At 70.5% G+C, this 18,740-nt stretch carries 17 protein-coding genes; 12 read left to right on the forward strand and 5 right to left on the reverse strand.

Annotation, left to right across the window (positions count from 1 at the left end; genetic code table 11):
* Positions 1 to 31 precede the first annotated feature (31 nt).
* On the forward strand, positions 32 to 1,819 hold the full coding sequence (locus tag ACQEWB_RS27990) for a serine/threonine-protein kinase (RefSeq protein WP_432835671.1): 1,788 nt from the start codon (positions 32 to 34) through the stop codon (positions 1,817 to 1,819).
* A gap of 9 nt (positions 1,820 to 1,828) precedes the next feature.
* Here the strand turns inward: ACQEWB_RS27990 and ACQEWB_RS27995 are convergent, their stop codons facing one another.
* Positions 1,829 to 3,883 (reverse strand): sigma-70 family RNA polymerase sigma factor, encoded by a 2,055-nt coding sequence (locus tag ACQEWB_RS27995; protein ID WP_432835673.1) that lies wholly within the window; start codon positions 3,881 to 3,883, stop codon positions 1,829 to 1,831.
* A gap of 205 nt (positions 3,884 to 4,088) precedes the next feature.
* On the opposite strand from ACQEWB_RS27995, the gene ACQEWB_RS28000 reads away from it, so the two are divergent.
* The 4 genes from ACQEWB_RS28000 to ACQEWB_RS28015 all read left to right on the forward strand — a co-directional run bounded on the left by ACQEWB_RS28000 (position 4,089) and on the right by ACQEWB_RS28015 (position 7,094).
* Positions 4,089 to 4,502 carry an SsgA family sporulation/cell division regulator gene (locus tag ACQEWB_RS28000; RefSeq protein ID WP_432835675.1) on the forward strand — a complete coding sequence of 138 codons (414 nt, stop codon included), beginning with the start codon at positions 4,089 to 4,091 and terminating at the stop codon, positions 4,500 to 4,502.
* Positions 4,503 to 4,575: 73 nt separating this feature from the next.
* A complete protein-coding gene (locus ACQEWB_RS28005; protein ID WP_432835677.1) occupies positions 4,576 to 5,352 on the forward strand; it encodes a prepilin peptidase in 777 nt (258 codons plus the stop codon).
* 70 nt (positions 5,353 to 5,422) lie between these two features.
* Complete coding sequence (gene mqnC / locus ACQEWB_RS28010) at positions 5,423 to 6,637, forward strand: cyclic dehypoxanthinyl futalosine synthase (RefSeq protein ID WP_432835679.1); 1,215 nt, start codon at positions 5,423 to 5,425, stop codon at positions 6,635 to 6,637.
* A gap of 7 nt (positions 6,638 to 6,644) precedes the next feature.
* A complete protein-coding gene (locus ACQEWB_RS28015) occupies positions 6,645 to 7,094 on the forward strand; it encodes an imidazolonepropionase-like domain-containing protein (protein ID WP_432835681.1) in 450 nt (149 codons plus the stop codon).
* On the opposite strand, the gene ACQEWB_RS28020 is transcribed toward ACQEWB_RS28015, so the two are convergent.
* Entirely contained in the window at positions 7,091 to 8,131 is a 1,041-nt protein-coding gene (locus ACQEWB_RS28020) for a chitinase (protein WP_432835683.1), read from the reverse strand. The two genes, ACQEWB_RS28015 and ACQEWB_RS28020, sit on opposite strands and share 4 nt — an antisense overlap.
* Before the next feature lie 305 nt (positions 8,132 to 8,436).
* On the opposite strand from ACQEWB_RS28020, the gene ACQEWB_RS28025 reads away from it, so the two are divergent.
* From ACQEWB_RS28025 to ACQEWB_RS28040, 4 genes are read left to right on the forward strand one after another with little or no spacing between them, the layout of a single operon-like run.
* The gene (locus ACQEWB_RS28025) at positions 8,437 to 8,835 is read left to right on the forward strand and encodes a hypothetical protein (RefSeq protein ID WP_432835685.1); all 399 of its coding nucleotides are present in this window, start codon (positions 8,437 to 8,439) and stop codon (positions 8,833 to 8,835) included.
* Positions 8,836 to 8,852: 17 nt separating this feature from the next.
* On the forward strand, positions 8,853 to 11,225 hold the full coding sequence (locus tag ACQEWB_RS28030) for a bifunctional polysaccharide deacetylase/glycosyltransferase family 2 protein (protein WP_432835687.1): 2,373 nt from the start codon (positions 8,853 to 8,855) through the stop codon (positions 11,223 to 11,225).
* On the forward strand, positions 11,225 to 12,556 hold the full coding sequence (locus ACQEWB_RS28035; RefSeq protein WP_432835689.1) for an acyltransferase family protein: 1,332 nt from the start codon (positions 11,225 to 11,227) through the stop codon (positions 12,554 to 12,556). The genes ACQEWB_RS28030 and ACQEWB_RS28035 overlap by 1 nt, the downstream gene beginning before the upstream one ends.
* Positions 12,557 to 12,579: 23 nt before the next feature.
* Complete coding sequence (locus ACQEWB_RS28040; RefSeq protein WP_432835691.1) at positions 12,580 to 13,275, forward strand: demethylmenaquinone methyltransferase; 696 nt, start codon at positions 12,580 to 12,582, stop codon at positions 13,273 to 13,275.
* On the opposite strand, the gene ACQEWB_RS28045 is transcribed toward ACQEWB_RS28040, so the two are convergent.
* Positions 13,262 to 13,576, reverse strand: coding sequence for a PASTA domain-containing protein (locus ACQEWB_RS28045; RefSeq protein WP_432835693.1), 315 nt, complete (start codon positions 13,574 to 13,576; stop codon positions 13,262 to 13,264). The genes ACQEWB_RS28040 and ACQEWB_RS28045 overlap by 14 nt on opposite strands.
* A 133-nt stretch (positions 13,577 to 13,709) precedes the next feature.
* Complete coding sequence (locus ACQEWB_RS28050) at positions 13,710 to 14,216, reverse strand: GNAT family N-acetyltransferase (RefSeq protein ID WP_432835695.1); 507 nt, start codon at positions 14,214 to 14,216, stop codon at positions 13,710 to 13,712.
* 121 nt (positions 14,217 to 14,337) lie between these two features.
* Here ACQEWB_RS28050 and ACQEWB_RS28055 point away from each other — a divergent pair, with 121 nt between their 5' ends.
* Both ACQEWB_RS28055 and ACQEWB_RS28060 read left to right on the forward strand, forming a co-directional pair.
* Positions 14,338 to 15,624 (forward strand): geranylgeranyl reductase family protein, encoded by a 1,287-nt coding sequence (locus ACQEWB_RS28055; protein ID WP_432835698.1) that lies wholly within the window; start codon positions 14,338 to 14,340, stop codon positions 15,622 to 15,624.
* A gap of 152 nt (positions 15,625 to 15,776) precedes the next feature.
* Positions 15,777 to 16,085: a hypothetical protein gene (locus ACQEWB_RS28060; RefSeq protein ID WP_432835700.1), complete on the forward strand. Its 309-nt coding sequence runs from the start codon at positions 15,777 to 15,779 to the stop codon at positions 16,083 to 16,085.
* 49 nt (positions 16,086 to 16,134) lie between these two features.
* Here the strand turns inward: ACQEWB_RS28060 and def are convergent, their stop codons facing one another.
* Entirely contained in the window at positions 16,135 to 16,764 is a 630-nt protein-coding gene (gene def / locus ACQEWB_RS28065) for a peptide deformylase (protein ID WP_432835702.1), read from the reverse strand.
* 92 nt (positions 16,765 to 16,856) lie between these two features.
* Between def and ACQEWB_RS28070 the strand changes: the two genes are divergently transcribed.
* The gene (locus tag ACQEWB_RS28070; protein ID WP_432835704.1) at positions 16,857 to 18,674 is read left to right on the forward strand and encodes a hydroxysqualene dehydroxylase; all 1,818 of its coding nucleotides are present in this window, start codon (positions 16,857 to 16,859) and stop codon (positions 18,672 to 18,674) included.
* Positions 18,675 to 18,740: the final 66 nt, after the last annotated feature.

The raw sequence follows: 18,740 nt of genomic DNA on the forward strand, positions 1-18,740 counted from the left end.
CCTGCATCTGAACCTTACGGGGGAGGCCGGTATGCAGCCGCTGGGAGTCGACGAGCCCACCGTCGTGGGGCCCTACCGGCTGCTCGGCCGACTGGGCTCCGGCGGGATGGGCCGCGTCTACCTGGGCCGCAGCGCCGGGGGCCGCACGGTCGCGGTGAAGATCGTGCACCCGCACTTCGCGCTGGACGAGGAGTTCCGGGCCAGGTTCCGCCGCGAGGTGGAGGCGGCGCGACGGGTGGGCGGCGCGTGGACGGCACCGGTCCTGGACGCCGACCCGGAGGCGGCGGTCCCATGGGTCGCGACGGGGTACGCGGCGGGCCCGTCCCTGGCGGCCGCGGTGACGGACCGCGGCGCTCTCCCCCTCCACTCGGTACGGGCGCTGGGCGCGGGGCTCGCCGAGGCGCTGGCCGCGGTGCACGAACTGGGGCTCGTGCACCGGGACGTGAAGCCCTCCAACGTCCTCCTCACCCTCGACGGCCCCCTCCTGATCGACTTCGGCATCGCCCGCGCGACGGACGGCACGGCATCCCTCACCTCCACCGGCGTCTCCGTCGGCTCGCCCGGCTACATGTCCCCGGAACAGATCCTGGGCAAGGGCGCGACGGGAGCGGCGGACGTCTTCTCGCTGGGCGCGGTACTCGCGTACGCGGCGACCGGTGAGCCTCCGTTCCCCGGCGACTCCTCGGCCGCCCTCCTCTACAAGGTCGTCCACGAGCAGCCCGAACTCGGTGCGATGAGCGGTGAGTTGCGGGAGGTGGTGGAGGGCTGCCTGGCCAAGGAACCGGCCGACCGCCCGACACCCGGGGAGGTGGCCCGACGCCTCGCTCCCGAGGGCGCGGCACGACTGGTGACCGGCGGGTGGCTGCCGGGGGCACTGGTGGAACAGGTGAGCCGAAGTGCCGTACAACTGCTCAACCTCGAGGTGCAGGAGGCGCCTTCCGGGCCGGTGGGGTTCAGCAGTCCTTCGGTGGGGGACGGGGTGGCGGTCGAGCCGCCGACGGCCGGTGGGGAAGGGGCCGGACTGGCGACTGTGGGGGCCTTCGGGCCGGCGCCGGTGATGCCCGTTTCCGCGCCTGCTTTCCCGCCCACTCCTCCGCCCACCCCTCCGCCCGCTTCCGTGCCGGAGCCTCGGGACGCGGTTCCCGGGGAGCAGCGGCCGGGGAAGCTCTCCGTGTCCGTGGCGGCTTCGGCCGGGCCGGGGGACGGTGGGCGGGGGCGGCGGCTGAGCTGCACGGTGGCGCTGGCGGTCGCGGGGGCGCTCGCCGCGGTGACGGTGGGGTCGGTGTTCGTGTTCGACCTGCTGCCGGGGGGTGGCGACGACACCTCGGCGAGCAGTGACGGAGGGGCGTACTCGTCGGCGCCCAGGCCGAGTTCGAGTTCTTCGGAGAGTGCGTCCTCGGCGGTGTCTCCAAGTGCTTCAGCTACGGCGCCCAGCGGCACGTCGAGCGATGTGCCCGGGCTTCCGGGGGTCGTGCCCGCCGCCTACATCGGGACCTGGGAGGGGGAGGGGCTCGCGCTCGACGGTGCGCTGCCGATGGGCACGTTCCGGCTGACCGTGCACCAGGCCGCTGTGGGGGAGGAGTTGGGCACGATGCGGCAGACCGACCAGATCGGCGGCGTCTGCAACGACGTACTCACCCTGAAACAGGTGACGAAGAAGGAACTCGTCACGACCTCGGTGGGCGCCGAGTCCAACCACGCGGGCTGCGACCCGACGCCACACACGGTCCGCCTGTCCCTGGCCGGGGACGACCTGAAGTACGTGGCGGAGAGCGAGGCGGAGGGAAATCCGACGGCACGTCTGTCGCGGATCAGGTAACTCCGGTTCCTACCGCGGGCCGTGGTCCCCGTCGCCGTCGCCGTCGCTGTCTCCGCCTCCGGGGTGGGGAGTGCAGTCGTCTCCGGGAGAGGGAGAAGGGGACGGGGAAGCCGGAGGGTCGGAGACCGGCGGTGTGCTGGGCTCGGGATCAGGCTCGGGGGTGGTGTCGGACGGAGGGGTCGTAGGCGGAGTCTCCGGGTCCTCCTGGTCCCCGCCGGTAGTGGGAGGAGTCGGGTCGCTCCCTTCCGAGGTCCCACCACCCGGTTGCTCGGGCGCCGGATCGGCCGGAGCCGGCTGGTCGGGCGCAGGCTCGGTCGGCGTGGGCTCGCTCGGTGCCGGGTCCGCGGGTGCGGGGTCGCTGGGTGTGGGCTTGCTCGGTGCCGGGTCCGCGGGTGCGGGGTCGCTGGGTGTCGGCTCGCCAGGCGCCGGATCCGCGGGCGTCGGTTCGTCCTCAACCGGCGGATCCGATACGGGCGTTCCGCCACTGCCACTGTCGTCACCACCACCGGCCGAACTCCCACCGGCCCCAGTCGACTCACCCGAGCCCGAGCCCGAGTCCGAGTCCGAGCCCGAGTCCGTACCGGCCTGCGCCCCCGTCTGCGGACCGACCCGCACCGGGTCACCGGCCCCCGCGCCCAACACCCCCTCCCGCTCAGGCTTGTCCGCCCGCACCGCATCCGAAGGCGCCTCCACCGGCGCCTCCGCGACCGGGACCTGAGCGACCGGCCCGTCCGCCACCGGCGTCCGCTGGGCCGGTATCGACCCCGCCCCGCCCGGCCCGAGCAGGAGCAGCACCGCGACCGCCCCCGCCACAACCGTTCCCGCAGCCACCGCAACCGGCGCCTTGGCGCCCCCGATCGCCGCCTGCCGCACCCCGTGCAACAACCCGGTCCCACCATGCCCACCTACGGAGGCCACCCCATGCACGCCCCCAGCACCACCACCTGCACCACCTGCACCGACGCCACCGGCCCCGCCAGCCGTACCGCCTGCACCGGCCCCGCCAGCCGTACCGCCTGCACCGGCCCCGCCAGCCGTACCGCCTGCACCGGCCCCGCCAGCCGTACCGCCCGCACCGGCGCCAGCAGCCGTACCGCCCGCACCGACCCCACTGCCGGCACCGGCCGCACCGGCCCCAGCGGCCGTACCGCCCGCACCGGCCCCAGCGGCCGTACCGCCTGCGCCGGCCGCACCAGCCGCACCAGCCGCCCCCGCAGCGCTCGCCGCCCCCGCAGCGCTCGCCGCCCCCGCAGCGCTCGCCGCGCTCGCCGCCCCCGCCACAAACCCCAGCAGGAACTTGCCCGTTCCGCCCACCGCCAGTACCACCAGCGCCGGGCCGACCAGTGCCGGCAAGCGGTCGTTCGCGCTCATCAGGGCCGCCAGGCGGGACCGGCAGTCGGCGCAGTCGTCCACGTGGCCGAGCAGTCGCTCCGACTGCCGTGCCGTCGCGGCGCCTCGGACGTACGCCGGCATCCGGGCCCAGTGGACCTGGCACGCCGGGTCGTCCGGCGCCCCCGTCTGCGCGCGCAGGAACGCCTGCCGCATTCCCTCCCGCGCCCGGTGCAGCAGTACCGCCGTCGCGCCCTCCTTGGTCCCGAGCTGCGGCCCGATCGCGGCCAGGGGCTGCCCCTCCGCCTCCGACAGCCACAGCGCCTTGACCCACCGTTCGGGCAACTGCCCCAGCACCCGCACCACCAGGTCGACGGCGGACACCTGCTCGGCCGGGTCGTCCGCGTGCGCCTGCCGGCCCACCCGGATCTGCTCGTCGGCCTGCGGATCCTGCGGCGTCTCCCGCACACCCGTGCCCGCGGCCGTCGCGAGATGCCGCACCGTCGTCATCAGGTACGCCGGCACGTTCTCTATCTCGTGCCCCGTGGCCAGCCGCCGCCACACCCGGAAGTGCGCCTCCGCGACGAGGTCCTCGGCGGTCCACGCATTGCGGGTGAGTGAGCGCGCGTACGCGACCAGCCGCGGCTGCTGTTCCTCGTAGATACGGGCGTACTCGGCCGTGGCGGAGGAGGCGTGGGACGCCGGTGCGGAAACTGCAGTGGAACCGTCGGACATGGCGGAACGCTCCAGTTGCTGCCTGCTGAGGCGGGAAAGGGTTTGTCAGCGTAGATGGCAAAACTTTCAATCAAAGTTGCCGACTGCTGCCAATGTGTCGCACGTCACATAAATTGACTTCTGTTGCCGCGTAATGCGGAGCCCCTTCCCGGACTCGTAGTGGTGTACGGCGCAACCGGCCGCCGTCCCGACATCGGAGCCCCTCGTGCCCATCACCCTCGAACAGCCCACCGGCGCCCGCCTGCTCACCCCCGACCACGAGGAGCTGGCGGTCCCCGTCACCCTCCGGTACAGCTCCGCCGATCCCCTCGCCGTCCACTTCGTCTTCCCGGTCTGGATCTCCCTGGACGACGAGGAGGTCACCTGGACCTTCGCGCGCACCCTCCTGGAGGAGGGCCTCGGCGCCCCGTCCGGTCTCGGCACGGTGCACGTCCGCCCCTGCGGCCCCGTCCAGACGGCCGTCGAGTTCCGGGCCCGCGAGGGCGTCGCCGTGATCCTCTTCGACACCTCCGCCCTGCACCGTTTCCTCGTCCGCTCCTTCGAGGTGACGGAACCCGGCGCCGAACCCGTGGAACCGGCGCTCGACCAGGGCCTCGCGGCCATGCTCGACGGTGTCTGACCGGGCTACCGTGGCCATCACGGATCACGGCAGCGCGCGCGGACCGAGGACGAGGACTGGGGGGAACACCGGCGTGGACACGGGGGTGTTGGTCGCGATCGCCGCCCTGTGGGGTGCGGCGGCGGGCTCGTTGCTGCCGAAAGCCGCGTACCGGTTCTCCGTACCCGCGGGCGAGGCCTGGCGGGAGACCTGCCCCGGGGAACACCCGATCGGCGGGTGGCTCGGCCGGGCGCGCTGCGCCGACTGCCCCACGAGCCCCGGCGCCGACACCGCCGTACAAACGACAAGGACGGAAAGGACCAAGGTGTACGGGCCCAGCGCCCCCGCCCTGATGATCTCCACCGCCCTCGTCTGCGCCGCACTCGCCGCCGCCACCGGGGCCCGGCCCGAACTCGGCGTCTGGCTGCTGCTCGCGCCCGTCGCTGTGCTGCTGACGGTCGTCGACTTCCGGGTGCAGCGGCTGCCCGACGTGCTGACCCTGCCGCTGGCCGCTGCCGCGCTCGCGCTGCTCGGGGTCGTCGCCTTCGTGCCGGAGCACGCGGGTGACTGGCCGACCGCGCTGTACGCCGCCGCCGCGCTCGGCGCCGGCTTCTTCGTGCTGTTCCTCGTCAACCCCGGCGGCATGGGCTTCGGCGATGTGAAGCTGGCGGTCGGGCTCGGGGCCGTGCTCGGGTGGTACGGGTGGGCGACAGTGATGCTGGGGACGTTCGCCGCGTTCCTGCTCGGGGCGGTCTACGGGGGTGCGCTGGTGCTCGTGCGGCGGGCCGGGCGGAAGACGACGATCCCCTTCGGGCCGTTCCTGCTCTCCGGGGCCTTCCTCGGGCTGCTGATCGGCGCGTTCGCGGCCTGACGTCGGGGGTGTCGGAGGGCTGGCGTACGCTGGCCGAGACCGCCCAACCCTTGACGAAAGGCACGCCCCGGTGACCGAGAAGGCCGACCTTACGTCTATTGATGTCGCAGCCGTCCTCGACCGTGCCGCCGAAGGTGGGCGCATCACGCCCGAAGAGGCGCTCGTCCTCTACCGCGACGCCCCGCTGCACGCGCTCGGCGCGACCGCCGACGCCGTGCGCCGCCGGAGGTACGCGGGCACCGAGCACATCGCGACGTACATCATCGAGCGCAACATCAACTACACGAACGTCTGCGTGACGGCGTGCAAGTTCTGTGCCTTCTACGCGCCGCCGAAGGACAAGGACAAGGGCTGGACGCGGGATCTGGACGACATCCTGCGCCGCTGCGCGGAGACCGTCGAACTGGGCGGCACCCAGATCATGTTCCAGGGCGGCCACCACCCGGACTACGGCGTCGAGTACTACGAGAAGCACTTCGCCGCGATCAAGCAGGCCTATCCGCAGCTGGTCATCCACTCCCTCGGCGCGTCCGAGGTCGAGCACATGGCCCGGATCTCCAAGGTGTCGGTCGACGAGGCGATCCAGCGGATCCATGCCGCCGGTCTCGACTCCTTCGCGGGCGCGGGCGCGGAGCTGCTGCCCGAGCGGCCGCGCAAGGCGATCGCGCCGCTCAAGGAGTCCGGTGAGCGCTGGCTGGAGATCATGGAGACGGCGCACCGGCTGGGCGTCGAGTCCACCTCCACCATGCTGATGGGCACGGGCGAGACGAACGCCGAGCGGATCGAGCACCTCCGCATGATCCGTGACGTACAGGACCGGACGGGAGGATTCCGCGCCTTCATCCCGTACCTGTACCAGCCGATGAACAACCACCTGAAGGGCCGCACGCAGGCCACGATCATCGAGTACCTGCGGATGATCGCGATCTCCCGGATCTTCATGGACAACATCGCCCACATCCAGGGCTCCTGGCTGACCACGGGCCAGGACGCGGGCCAGCTGACGCTGCACTACGGCGCCGACGACCTCGGCTCGGTCATGCTGGAGGAGAACGTCGTCTCGGCGGCCGGTGCCAAGCACCGCTCCAACCTCCAGGAAATGATCGACATGATCCGCACGGCGGGGCGGGTCCCGGCCCAGCGCTCCACGACGTACGAGCACCTGCTCGTCCATGACGACCCGGCGAACGACCCCGTCGACGAGCGCGTGATGTCCCACATCTCGTCCACGGCGATCGAGGGCGGCACGGCCCACCCCGAGTTGAAGCTGCTGGCTTCCAACTGACCCGCCCGTGCTGACGATTCACACGGCGGACGAGGTCCGGTACGACTGGACCGACGGCCCGTCTTTGAAGGACGGTGCCGTCGCGGTCGAGGGCGGCCGGATCGCCGCGGTGGGTTCGCCGGCGGAGGTCGAGGAGAGGTTTCCGGGGGCACGGGTGCGGCGGTGGCCCGGGGTGCTCGGTCCCGGGCGGGTGCACGAGGGTCCCCTCCCGGACGCCCCGAGCCCGCGCGAACGTATCCACGAGGTCCTCAAGTCGGGGGCGACGGCGGTCCAGGAGCGGTACGTCGACTCACCGGAACTGCGCGCGGCGGCGGCCCGGAACGACGTGGTGGTGCTGGCGGGGGTACGTCGGGTGCGGATCGCCGAGACCGACCGCGCGGACCTCGCCGTGTTCGACGAAACCGGCGCATGCATCGCGACCGTCTGCGCCGGCCGTCTGGTACACAGACGTCGTTAACCCGCGAACGCCTCTCCGAACGCCCCCGAACTCTGAGTCACCCCACTGCAGTTGGTGGCCGCGTCGTCGTCCCCGGAACTCCCCGACTCACACTGCTGATCCCGGAACGTCGACCACATCGACACCCACGCGATCTCCTTCTCCTCGGCGAACGTCCGTACCTGCGCCGCATCCGAGAGCGTGAACGTCTCCCCGTCCACGTCGTTCACCCCGATCATCGAGGTCAGCGCCATCCCCTGCCAGGCCCCCTCGTCGGAGAGCCCGAACACCTTCTTCAACTGGGTGTGCGCGGCCTTGGCCGAGGTGAGCGCGTAGTCGCCCATGTCGCCGCTGTAGGACTCCCCGTAGTTCATGGTCATCAGGTTCACCGTGGAGACCTGCACGTCGTACTTGTTGGCCGAGGCAAGCAGCGCCAGGCTGTCCGAGTCCAGCCCCGACGGCATGACGGGCAGCGTGAACGTCACCGACAGGTCGCTGCGTTCCTTCTGCAGCACCGCGATCGCCTCCGAACGCAGCGCCACGGAAGCGGAGTCCGTCAGCTGGTCCCCCTCGATGTCGAAGTCGGCCTGCGTGGCCCCCGCCGCGTCAAGTGCCTTGCCGTAGGCCGCCGCCAGCGCCGTCACGCTGTCGCAGGTCGACGCCAGCTCCTTCCCCGACGCCCCGCCGAAGGACACCCGCACACTCCCGCCGTCCTCCTTGAGCTGCGAGATCCGGGACTTCACGGAGGAGTCGGTCAGCGCGTCCTCGCCGTTCCAGGCCGGCGTGCAGGCGCTGCCGTCGGCGATCACGAAGGCCAGGTTGTACGTCCCCGGCGACCCGGCCGAGTCGTTGTCGGATGCCTCCGTCGCGCTCACGTAGGGCGCGTACGCCGTGGTCGACGAGGCGTCCTCGGCGGCCGACTCCGAGGGTGACGCACTCGCCTGTTTGGCGGGCTCGGACGCGGCGTCCGAGCCGCCGTCCGACCCCGAGGAGCACCCTGCCGTGGCCAGGGCAAACAGACAGGTGAACCCGGCCGCCGGCTTCAGGAAACTCCGCATTGCTCATGCACCCGCTCTCGTGATTTCCGTCTCAGGTTCGAAACAAAGTCCCATTCGAAAGGAGAACGTCTCATACGAAGCCGGTGTTCAAGCTGTCGGCCGATGCACAGGAAATACATGGGAGGGAAAGGGTGAATCGGGCCAACAGGGCGGAATAAATAAGACATAAGGCCTGTCTCTCCCTACCCTGACCTGCGCAGCCATTCACAGAAACTCTCAGGTGAGAGACAGGTTAAGGCGTTTCTCATATGCGCCTCACAAGAAGACTGATTTCGATCACATAAAGACTGCCTAATGTCTGGGGAATGCATTCCGAGCCTGCCATCGAAATCAGCGCGACCGAGCGAGGTCGCCGCCGCAAACGCGGCAACGGGTCCGTCGAAGGGCCCGTCTTCGTTGACAACTCCGGGCGCCGCTCCAAGCTGCTGCGCCGGATCGGCCTCTTCGTCGGCGTCCTGTGTCTCGGGTACGCCGTCATCCTGGGCCTGGCCTTCATGGGCATCGGCACGTCCATCAACCCGTCCTCGCTGCTGCCCTTCGGCGGCAACGGCCAGGCGGGCCCGGGCGGCAACGGCAACGCACCCGGCGGCCTGCGGCAGCAGGGCGGTGTCGGCAGCCAGGTCGGCGGCCGGCCCAGCGGCGCCCCGACCTCGCTGCCCTCCGGCACCCCCACCCCGTCCGCGTCCGTCAGCGCGGCCAACTGACGGGAATCCAGAGCCATATGACCACGACGACCTCATCGCGCGGCCGCCGCCGAGCCCCCACCCGCATGGAGCGGGCGGCGGGCAAGGCCGCGGCGCTGCAGAAACCGCGCGTCATCCTCGCCCTGCTGCTCCTGCTCGCGCTGACCAGCATCATGCTGCTCGACGGCTATCTGCGCGCCGAGGTCGGCGGCGACCAGCGGGTCCGCGACGGGGCCAGCGCCAGCAAGGTGCCGGACAAGATCCTCAACGGCGGCCCGATCATCACCTTCCGCGGCGGCCAGGCCACGACCCTCTCCGTCCCCAAGAAGACCATCGCGCTGACCTTCGACGACGGCCCGAACCCGACGTACACGCCGCAGGTCCTGGAGATCCTGCAGAAGTACGACGTGCCGGCCACGTTCTTCCTGGTCGGCTCGATGGTCTCGCGCTATCCGGGCATCGTGAAGGACATGGTCCAGCAGGGCAACGAGGTGGGGATCCACACCTTCACCCACGTCGACCTGTCGTACCAGAGCGACGCCCGCATCACGCGCGAGATGACCCAGACGCAGCTCGCTCTGGCGGGCGCGGCCGGTATCACCACCACGCTGTTCCGGGCGCCGTACTCCTCGGAGACGGACGCCATCGACAACTACAGCTGGCCCGTCTACCAGCAGCTCGGCAAGGACGGCTACACCAGCGTCTTCGTCGACACCGACAGCGACGACTGGAAGAAGCCGGGCGTCTCGAAGATCGTCAGCTGGGCCACGCCGAAGAAGAACAAGGGCGCCTCGGTCCTGATGCACGACGCCGGTGGCGACCGCGAGCAGACGATCAAGGCGCTGCCCAAGTACATCGAGAAGATGAAGGCGAAGGGCTACACCTTCACCACCATCAGCGGTGTCATCGAGAAGGACAACGTGAGCAGCCGACAGGCCGCGTCCGCCACCACGGCGACCGGACAGCAGCCGACCGGGACCGCTCCGGGCACGACCGGCACCGCGGGTGCCACAGGTACGACGGGTGCTACGGGTGCCACGGGAGAGCAGCCGAGCGGTGCCCCGGGCGCGCAGGGCAACCAGGGCCGTACGACCACCCAGCGGCTCCAGGCCGCCCATCGCACCGCCACCGGAGCGACCCTCTACGAGGGCAAGGCGCTCATCGTGGCCGTCGCCGTCGCCGAATGGGCCGTACCCGCGCTGTCGGTGGGCCTGATCATCGTGGGCGTGGCCGTGATGGGCCGGTTCGGGATGATGCTGATCCTCGCCCGGCGGCACTACAGACAACGCAACAAACGCCGGTTCAGCTGGGGGCCGACGGTGACCCGCCCGGTGAGCGTGATCGTCCCGGCGTACAACGAGAAGGAGTGCATCGCCAACACCCTCGCGTCGCTGGCGAAGAGCACCCACCCGATCGAGGTCATCGTGGTCGACGACGGCTCGACCGACGGCACCTCCGAGATCGCCCGCAACGCGGCCTTCGAGCTCGGCATGAACAACGTCCGGGTCATCCGCCAGGAGAACGCGGGCAAGCCGGCCGCTCTCAACAACGGTGTCCGCAACGCCAGTTACGACATCGTCATCATGATGGACGGCGACACCGTCTTCGAGCCGGAGGCGGTGCACCAGCTGGTGCAGCCCTTCGCCGACCCCGAGGTCGGCGCGGTCGCCGGCAACGCCAAGGTCGGCAACCGCAACACGGTCATCGGCGCCTGGCAGCACATCGAGTACGTGATGGGCTTCAACCTCGACCGCCGCATGTACGACCTGCTGCGCTGCATGCCCACCATCCCGGGCGCGATCGGCGCGTTCCGCCGCGAGGCGGTGCTGGAGGTCGGCGGGATGAGCGAGGACACCCTCGCCGAGGACACCGACATCACCATCGCCATGCACCGGGCGGGCTGGCGGGTCGTCTACCAGGAGCACGCGCGCGCGTGGACGGAGGCGCCGGGCTCGCTCAAGCAGCTGTGGTCGCAGCGCTACCGCTGGTCCTACGGCACCATGCAGGCCCTGTGGAAGCACCGCAAGTCCCTTACGGACAAGGGTCCTTCGGGCCGCTTCGGCCGGGTCGGGATGCCGCTGGTCGTCATCTTCCAGATCGTCACGCCGGTCTTCGCCCCGCTGATCGACGTCTTCACGGTCTACTCGATGATCTTCGTGGACTTCCAGGCCGCGCTGTACGCCTGGCTGGCGGTCCTCGGCATCCAGCTCTTCTGCGCGGCCTACGCCTTCCGCCTGGACCGCGAGAAGTACCGCTACCTCCTGATGATGCCGCTGCAGCAGCTGGCCTACCGCCAGATGATGTACCTGGTCCTCATCCACTCCTGCATCACGGCCCTCACGGGCGGCCGCCTGCGCTGGCAGAAGCTCAAGCGCACCGGCGAGGTCGGAACTCCGGCGGGGGTGAGCTGATGAGCTGGGGACAGGAGCAACAGGGCCACGGCGGCTACGGGTACGGCCAGCAGCCGGCCCAGGGCTACGAGGGGTACGGGCAGCAGGGGTACGGGCAGCAACAGCAGTACGTGCAGCCGCCGTATCCCCAGCCGCCGTATCCGCAACAGCCGTATCCGCAGCAGTACGTCGACTACGGGCCGCCGGCACCTGCCGAGGAGACGGCGCCGCTGCCGGCCGTGGAGCCGGAGCCGGTGGCTCCGGTCGTGGTGGAGGAGCGGGTCGAGTCTCCGGGCGAAGAGCAGCAGGCGCCCAGGCCGACCGGTCGCGACCGGTACTTCGACACCCTTCGTGCGGTCGCCCTCATCCGCGTCGTGACTTACCACACCTTCGGGTGGGCCTGGTGCGGCATGGTGTTCCCCTCCATGGGGATCATGTTCGGGCTGGCCGGCACGCTGATGGCCAAGTCCCTGGAGCGCCCGGCGTTCAAGGTGGTCAAGAGCCGGCTGCGGAGGCTGCTGCCGCCGTTCTGGTTCTGGGGCTTCTTCGTGGTCCTGGCGATGCTGATCCACGACTGGATGCCGGGCTGGGAGATCGTCTACTGGATCGTGCCGCTCGGTGATCCGCCGGGCAACGCGTGGGGCATGCAGGCCTGGGAGATCCTCTGGTACCTGCGGACGTACCTCTGGTTCGTGCTCCTGTCCCCGGTGCTGCTGAAGCTCTTCCGGCTGGCGCCGATCCCGGTGCTGCTCCTGTCCCTCTCCCCGATCCTGGTCCTCAACTTCGTCTGGTCCGGGCCCGACAACCGTTTCGGCAGCGCCCTGTGGGACCTGTCGACGTACCTCTTCTGCTGGATCCTCGGCTTCGCCCACCGCGACGGCGTGCTCCAGAAGCTGAAGCCGGCCCTGGTGGTCGTCCTCTCGCTCGCCGCGATCGGCTACGGCGGCTGGTACGCCTTCACGCATCAGGGTGAGGTCGGCACCTACGACCTCGACGAGATCCCGCTCGCCCAGGCCTTCTGGTCGGCCGGGTTCGTGATGCTGCTGATGTGGGCCAAGGCGTACTTCCGGATCGACTTCGCCTGGCTCACCCGCTTCCGGCGGCTGGACCGCACGGTCACGATCTTCAACGCGCGTGCCGTGACGATCTACCTCTGGCACGAGATCGCGCTGGTGCTGGCCGTTCCGCTGATCGACCAGTTCTGGAACGTACCCGCGTTCGAGAAGTGGCTGCCGCTGGAGAGCCAGTGGTTCATGTTCGGCATCGGCTGGATCCTGATCGCCGTGTTCATCCTGCTGTGCGGCTGGGTGGAGGACGTGGCCGCGAAGAAGAAGCCCAAGCTTCTTCCGTGACGGTGTGCTGCAAGAATGGCGAGGTGACCCGCGCTTCCCTGAACAAGCAGCCGCACGAAGTCGCCTCGATGTTCGACGACGTGGCGGAACGGTACGACCTGACGAACGACGTGCTGTCGCTCGGCCAGGACCGGGCGTGGCGCAAGGAGGTGGCCCGGGCGGTCGACGCCCGGCCCGCGCAGAAGATCCTGGACCTGGCGGCCGGTACGGCGACCTCGTCGCTGCCGTTCGCGCGCACGGGCGCGTACGTCGTGCCCTGCGACTTCTCGCTCGGCATGCTCAAGGTCGGCAAGAAGAACCACCCGTGGCTGCCGCTGACGGCGGGCGACGCGACGAAGCTGCCGTTCAAGGACGACACCTTCGACGCCGTCACGATCTCTTTCGGGCTGCGCAACGTGCAGGACTTCGACGCGGGCCTGCGCGAGATGTACCGCGTGACCAAGCCGGGCGGACGGGTCGTGATCTGCGAGTTCTCGCACCCGACCTGGGCACCCTTCCGCACGGTCTACACCGAGTACCTGATGCGCGCCCTGCCGCCGGTCGCCCGCGCGGTCTCCTCCAACCCCGACGCGTACGTCTACCTCGCCGAGTCCATCCGCGCCTGGCCCGACCAGCCCGCGCTGGCCGAGCGGCTGCAGAAGGCCGGCTGGTCGAAGGTGGCCTGGCGCAACCTCACGGGCGGGGTGGTGGCCCTGCACCGCGGGTTCAAGCAGGCCTGAGCGTCAGCTCGTCGCCCGGCTCGTCCAGCTCGCGCTGCATCCCGCCTCCCGAAGGCCGGGGCAGCCGGGGCTCGCGCACGCCTCCGCCGCCCTCTCCCTCGCCGAAGTCGAACCACACGTAGATCACGGAGTCCCGCGGTACCTCGGCATTGGGCTGCGGGTACTGCCGTACGACGTAGTCGACCATCGTCTGTTGGAAGCGCAGGCCGGGCCGGTCCGGCGCGTTGAGGAAGAGGCCGGTCGCCTCTGCCGTCCTGCGTGCGTCCATGGCCATCAGGCCGACGAGCCGTGGGACGCGCACTTCGGGCGTTTTGGGTGTTATTCGCACAGATGTCACCCCCAGCGGTACTGGCAGGGTAACCGCCCGGGGGTGTTAATCGGAAGCGTCAAGTATCTTTCTGTAGCAGTTGATTACCCTGGGTTACATTTGGTGATCAGAGGTCGAGGCGGTACTGGTGTGCCTGCTGCCCGTACTTCGGCTCCATGAAGACGTGTTCGAGCCGCATGCCGAGCCGCTCGGTCACCGCGATCGAGCGCGCGTTGCCCGACAGCACCATCGCCACCACGTTCTCCACCCCGGCCGCCCTGAGCCGCTCCAGGGTCATCTGCGCGGCCGCGGTCGCGTACCCCTTGCCCCAGTACTCCCGGCCGAGCCGCCAGCCGATCTCGATCTCGCCGGTCGGACCCCAGTCCTGCGGCCACGGCTGGGCGCCGGTGAACCCGATGACCTGCCCGGCGTCGTCCAGCATGGTCCACAGGCAGAAGCCCCGCTCGGCGTCGTGCCGGCGCTGGCGGGCGGTGAGCTCCTCGTAGACGGAGAGGTCCCTGGCCTTGCCGCCGTGGAACTCCATCACTTCCGGGTCGTCGAAGACGCGGTGCCAGGCGATCGCGTCCTCGTCGGTGGGCACGCGCAGCCGTACTACGGGGAGAGCTCGGTTCACGGGGCAGCCCTTCAGCCGGGTGATCAATTCTGCTGAATAGACTGCCCATGTCCAGTGCCGGTCGGCACACGGATTCAGAACTTGATTCCGAACTTGATTCCGAGCCTGGGGAGATCCCGTCGTGACCGAGCCCCTCTCCGAGAACACCGCCGATGTGATCGTCGTCGGCGCGGGGCCAGCCGGCTCCACCACCGCCTACTACCTCGCCAAGGCCGGACTCGACGTACTCCTCCTTGAGAAGACCGAGTTCCCGCGCGAGAAGGTCTGCGGCGACGGACTCACCCCGCGCGCCACCAAGCAGCTCGTCGCCATGGGCATCGACGTCTCCGAGGAGGCCGGCTGGCTGCGCAACAAGGGCCTGCGCATCATCGGCGGCGGTGTCCGCCTCCAGCTGGACTGGCCGGATCTCGCCTCCTACCCGGACTACGGCCTCGTCCGCAAGCGCGACGACTTCGACGAGCAGCTCGCCCGGCAGGCGCAGAAGGCCGGCGCCCGGCTCTTCGAGCGCTGCAACGTCGGCGCCCCGATCGTCGACGAGCGCACCGGCCGCATCACCGGCGTCAACGCCAAGCTCGGCGAGGAGAAGCGCGAGGTCACCTTCCACGCGCCGCTCGTGGTCGCCGCCGACGGCAACTCCACGCGCCTTTCCCTCGCGATGGGCCTGCACCGCCGCGAGGACCGCCCGATGGGTGTCGCGGTCCGGACGTACTTCGAGTCCCCCCGCCACGAGGACGACTACCTGGAGTCCTGGCTGGAGCTGTGGGACCGCCGCGGGCCCGGCGAGGACCGTCTGCTGCCCGGCTACGGCTGGATCTTCGGCATGGGCGACGGCACGTCCAACGTCGGCCTCGGCGTCCTGAACACCTCCGACTCCTTCAAGGAGCTGGACTGGCGCGAGGTCCTGAAGGCCTGGTGCGCGTCCATGCCCGCGGACTGGGGCTACACCCCGGAGAACATGACCGGGCCGATCCGTGGGGCCGCCCTCCCGATGGCCTTCAACCGGCAGCCCCACTACACGCGCGGGCTGCTGCTCGTCGGCGACGCCGGCGGCCTGGTGAACCCCTTCAACGGCGAGGGCATCGCCTACGCCATGGAGTCCGGCCAGATCGCCGCCGACGTCATCGTCCAGGCCCACGCCCGCCCGACGCCCGCGAGCCGCGAACTCGCCCTCCAGCGCTACCCGCGGGTGTTGAAGGACACCTACGGCGGCTACTACACGCTCGGCCGCGCCTTCGTGAAGCTCATCGGCAACCCGAAGGTCATGAAGATCGCGGCCCAGCGCGGTCTGACCCACCCGCTGCTCATGAAGTTCACCTTGAAGATGCTGGCCAACCTCACCGACCCGACGGGCGGCGACGCGATGGACCGCATCATCAACGGGCTGAGCAAGGTGGCGCCGAAGGCGTAGCCGACGCGGGGGTACGCCGGGTAAGGAAGGCGTACGGATCGCGTCAGGATTCGGGCCGGGGGCTCAAGTACCCCTGGCCCGCGTCCCGGTGGCGTCGCACACTGGCGGCAGTGGCCCAGGCGGCTCTCGGTACGGATCGCAGGTGCGGCACCATGAAGAACCCGGCAGCTCTCGCCCCGCTCATCTTCGTCGTGACGGCTCTCGTCGTCGGGACCGTGTACGCCCGGCGTCGCGGTTACGGCGTGGGCGGCCGGACCGTCGTCCGGTGCCGCGACGGGCACCTCTACACGACCATCTGGATCCCGGGCGCCTCCTTCAAGTCCCTCCGCCTCGGCTGGTACCGCTGGCAGTACTGCCCGGTCGGCCGGCACTGGAGCTCGGCCGTGCCGGTGCGGGACGACGAACTGACGCCGCAGGAAAGGGCGTTGGCCGAGATGTACCACGACGCGCCCGTGCCCTGAACCCGGCGGTGGGTCCGGCGGTGGGGAGTCCGGCGTCCCGCACGGCCGGTCAGCCCCGGCCCAGCTCGGCCGCCCTGGCCGCCCGGCGCGCGACCACCTCGTCGCGCCGGTCCGCCACCTGGCGCAGCGCGTCCTTGCGCTCCCGCTTGGAGAGCCGGTCCAGATACACGTACCCGTTCACATGGTCCGTCTCGTGGGCCAGGCAGCGCGCGAAGTAGCCCGTGCCCTCGACGGCGAGCGGCTGCCCGTCCTTGTCCAGCCCCCGCACCACGGCCCGGTCCGGCCGCGGTACGTCCAAGACGGCACCCGGCACCGACAGGCACCCCTCGTTCTCGTCGAGCAGCCGTCGGCCGGCCGGACCCGGGCTGTCGAGGACCGGGTTGACGACGTGCCCGACGTGCCGGACCCCGTCGTCGTCCAGGCAGTCGTAGACGAACAGCCGCACATCGACCCCGACCTGGTTCGCCGCGAGCCCGCATCCCTCCGCGATGTACATGGTCAGGAACATGTCGTCGATGAGCGCGGCGAGATCGGGCCCGAACTCGGTGACGTCCCGGCACGGCTTGTGCAGCACCTGCTCGCCGACCTCGGTCACCCGCCGCACCTGCCCGCGCCGGGCCTCGGGGGCGAACGGCGGATACGAGTCGACGGGCCTGCCTTGTAGGAACACGCTGGGCATGTCTGTGTCTCCTGGTGATTGTGTGGATGCTGTGGGTAGTGGAGGCGGCGGGCTTCCAGCGCCCCGAACTCCCTCCCTACCCTCCCGAAGTCATGACAACAGAACACGCCCAGGGGTCGCAGGAGAACGCCGGCCACACCCGCAGACGATTCCTCACCGGCGCCGGGGGAGCGGCCGGGGCCCTCGCCTTATGGCCCGCCGTACCCGCGAGCGCGGCCGCCACCGGCAACCGCGTCGCCGTCCTCGGCGGCGGGGTCTCCGGCCTCAGCGCCGCCCACGAACTCGCCGAGCGCGGCTACGCCGTCACCGTCTACGAGTACTACGACATCCTCGGCGGCAAGGCCCGCTCGATGGACGTCCCGGGCACGGCTGCCGACGGCCGCAGACCCCTCCCCGGCGAGCACGGCTTCCGCTTCTTCCCCGGCTTCTACCGGAACCTTCCGGACACCATGCGCCGCATCCCCTTCCCCGGCAACCCGGGCGGCGTCCGCGGCAACCTCCGCAAGGCCACCGAGGAGTTGTTCTCCCGCGCCGCCGACCGAGCCGACCTCCACGTCCCCCTGCGCAGGGCCACCACCCCACCCGCCCCCGGCGACATCACGCCCACCTGGATACGCGACCAGATCCTCGCCGCCCTGGACCTGGCCGGCCGCCTCCCCGCCCACGAGGCCGCCTACTACGCGGACCGCCTCCTGGTCCACATCACCAGCTGCGACGCCCGCCGCGAGGACCAGTGGGAGAAGACGTCCTGGTGGGACTTCATCCGCGCCGAGGAGATGAGCGAGGAGTACCAGCGCCTCCTCGGCATCGGACAGACCCGCAACCTCGTCGCCACGCGCGCCGAGGTGGCGTCCACCCGCACGGTCGGCCGCGTCATCATCGAGGCCCTCATCCTCTGGGGCCTCCTCGGCCAGGGCCTGGACGGACCCGACGCCGACATCGACCGCGTCCTCAACGCCCCCACCAGCGAGGCCTGGATCGACCCCTGGGAGACCCACCTGCGCGCCCAGGGCGTCGAGTTCGTGACCGGGACCCAGGTGAAGGAGGTCGTGTACGAGGGCGGGAAGGTGACCGGCGTACGCGTGGCCGCGCGCGACGGTGGCCAGGAGCGGGTCGTCACGGCCGACCACTACGTCTCCGCGCTCCCGGTCGAGCACGCGCGCGTGACATGGGGCCCGGCCCTGCGCGCCGCCGACCCGCAGCTCGCCAGGTGCGACGCGCTTCAGACGGACTGGATGACCGGCGTGATGTTCTACCTGCGCACGCCCACCCCCGTCGTGCACGGCCACATCAACTGCGTCGACTCGCCCTGGGCGGTGACCGGAATCGGCCAGGCGCAGTTCTGGGACGGACGGGACTTCTCCCGCGACTACGGCGACGGACAGGCCCACGACTGTCTGTCCGCGATCATCTCGGAGTGGGACAAGCCCGGCATCCTGTACGGCAAGACGGCCAAGGAGTGCACCAGGGACGAGATCGTCGCCGAACTCTGGGCCCAACTGAAGGACGGGCTGAACGACTCCGGCAAGACGGTCCTCACCGACGAGGACCGCCTGGGCTGGTTCATGGACCCCGCCGTGACGGGCCTGGGCGGCCCCGACCCGCAGAACCGCGAGCAGCTCCTCATCCACCCCACGGGCACGCTCTACAACCGCCCCACGGCGCGCACCGCGGTCCCGAACTTCTTCCTCGCCGGCGACTACGTCCGCACGGATGTGGACCTGGCGACCATGGAAGGCGCCAACGAGTCGGCCCGACGCGCCGTCAACGCACTGCTCGACGCGGACAATTCGGACGCCGAGCGCTGCGAGATCGTGGAGCTGTACCGGCCGCCGGAGATGGAGCCGCTCAAACGGATCGACGAACTCCGCTACAAGCTGGGCCTGCCGAACACCTTCGACCTGGGGTAGCCCTCGGGTGTGACGGGCAGGGTGTGACGGAGGGCCGCTGCCCCCGAGCGGCTGCGGCCCTTCCGT

It is taken from the genome of Streptomyces sp. CA-249302 (assembly GCF_050936785.1).
Classification (GTDB): domain Bacteria; phylum Actinomycetota; class Actinomycetes; order Streptomycetales; family Streptomycetaceae; genus Streptomyces.

Coding starts and splice junctions, on each gene's coding strand:
- ACQEWB_RS27990 (WP_432835671.1), top strand. CDS start 32: ATGCAGCCGCTGGGAGTCGACGAGCCCACCGTCGTGGGGCCCTACCGG.
- ACQEWB_RS27995 (WP_432835673.1), bottom strand. CDS start 3,883: ATGTCCGACGGTTCCACTGCAGTTTCCGCACCGGCGTCCCACGCCTCC.
- ACQEWB_RS28020 (WP_432835683.1), bottom strand. CDS start 8,131: ATGCGGAGTTTCCTGAAGCCGGCGGCCGGGTTCACCTGTCTGTTTGCC.
- ACQEWB_RS28025 (WP_432835685.1), top strand. CDS start 8,437: ATGCATTCCGAGCCTGCCATCGAAATCAGCGCGACCGAGCGAGGTCGC.
- ACQEWB_RS28030 (WP_432835687.1), top strand. CDS start 8,853: ATGACCACGACGACCTCATCGCGCGGCCGCCGCCGAGCCCCCACCCGC.
- ACQEWB_RS28035 (WP_432835689.1), top strand. CDS start 11,225: ATGAGCTGGGGACAGGAGCAACAGGGCCACGGCGGCTACGGGTACGGC.
- ACQEWB_RS28060 (WP_432835700.1), top strand. CDS start 15,777: ATGAAGAACCCGGCAGCTCTCGCCCCGCTCATCTTCGTCGTGACGGCT.
- def (WP_432835702.1), bottom strand. CDS start 16,764: ATGCCCAGCGTGTTCCTACAAGGCAGGCCCGTCGACTCGTATCCGCCG.
- ACQEWB_RS28070 (WP_432835704.1), top strand. CDS start 16,857: ATGACAACAGAACACGCCCAGGGGTCGCAGGAGAACGCCGGCCACACC.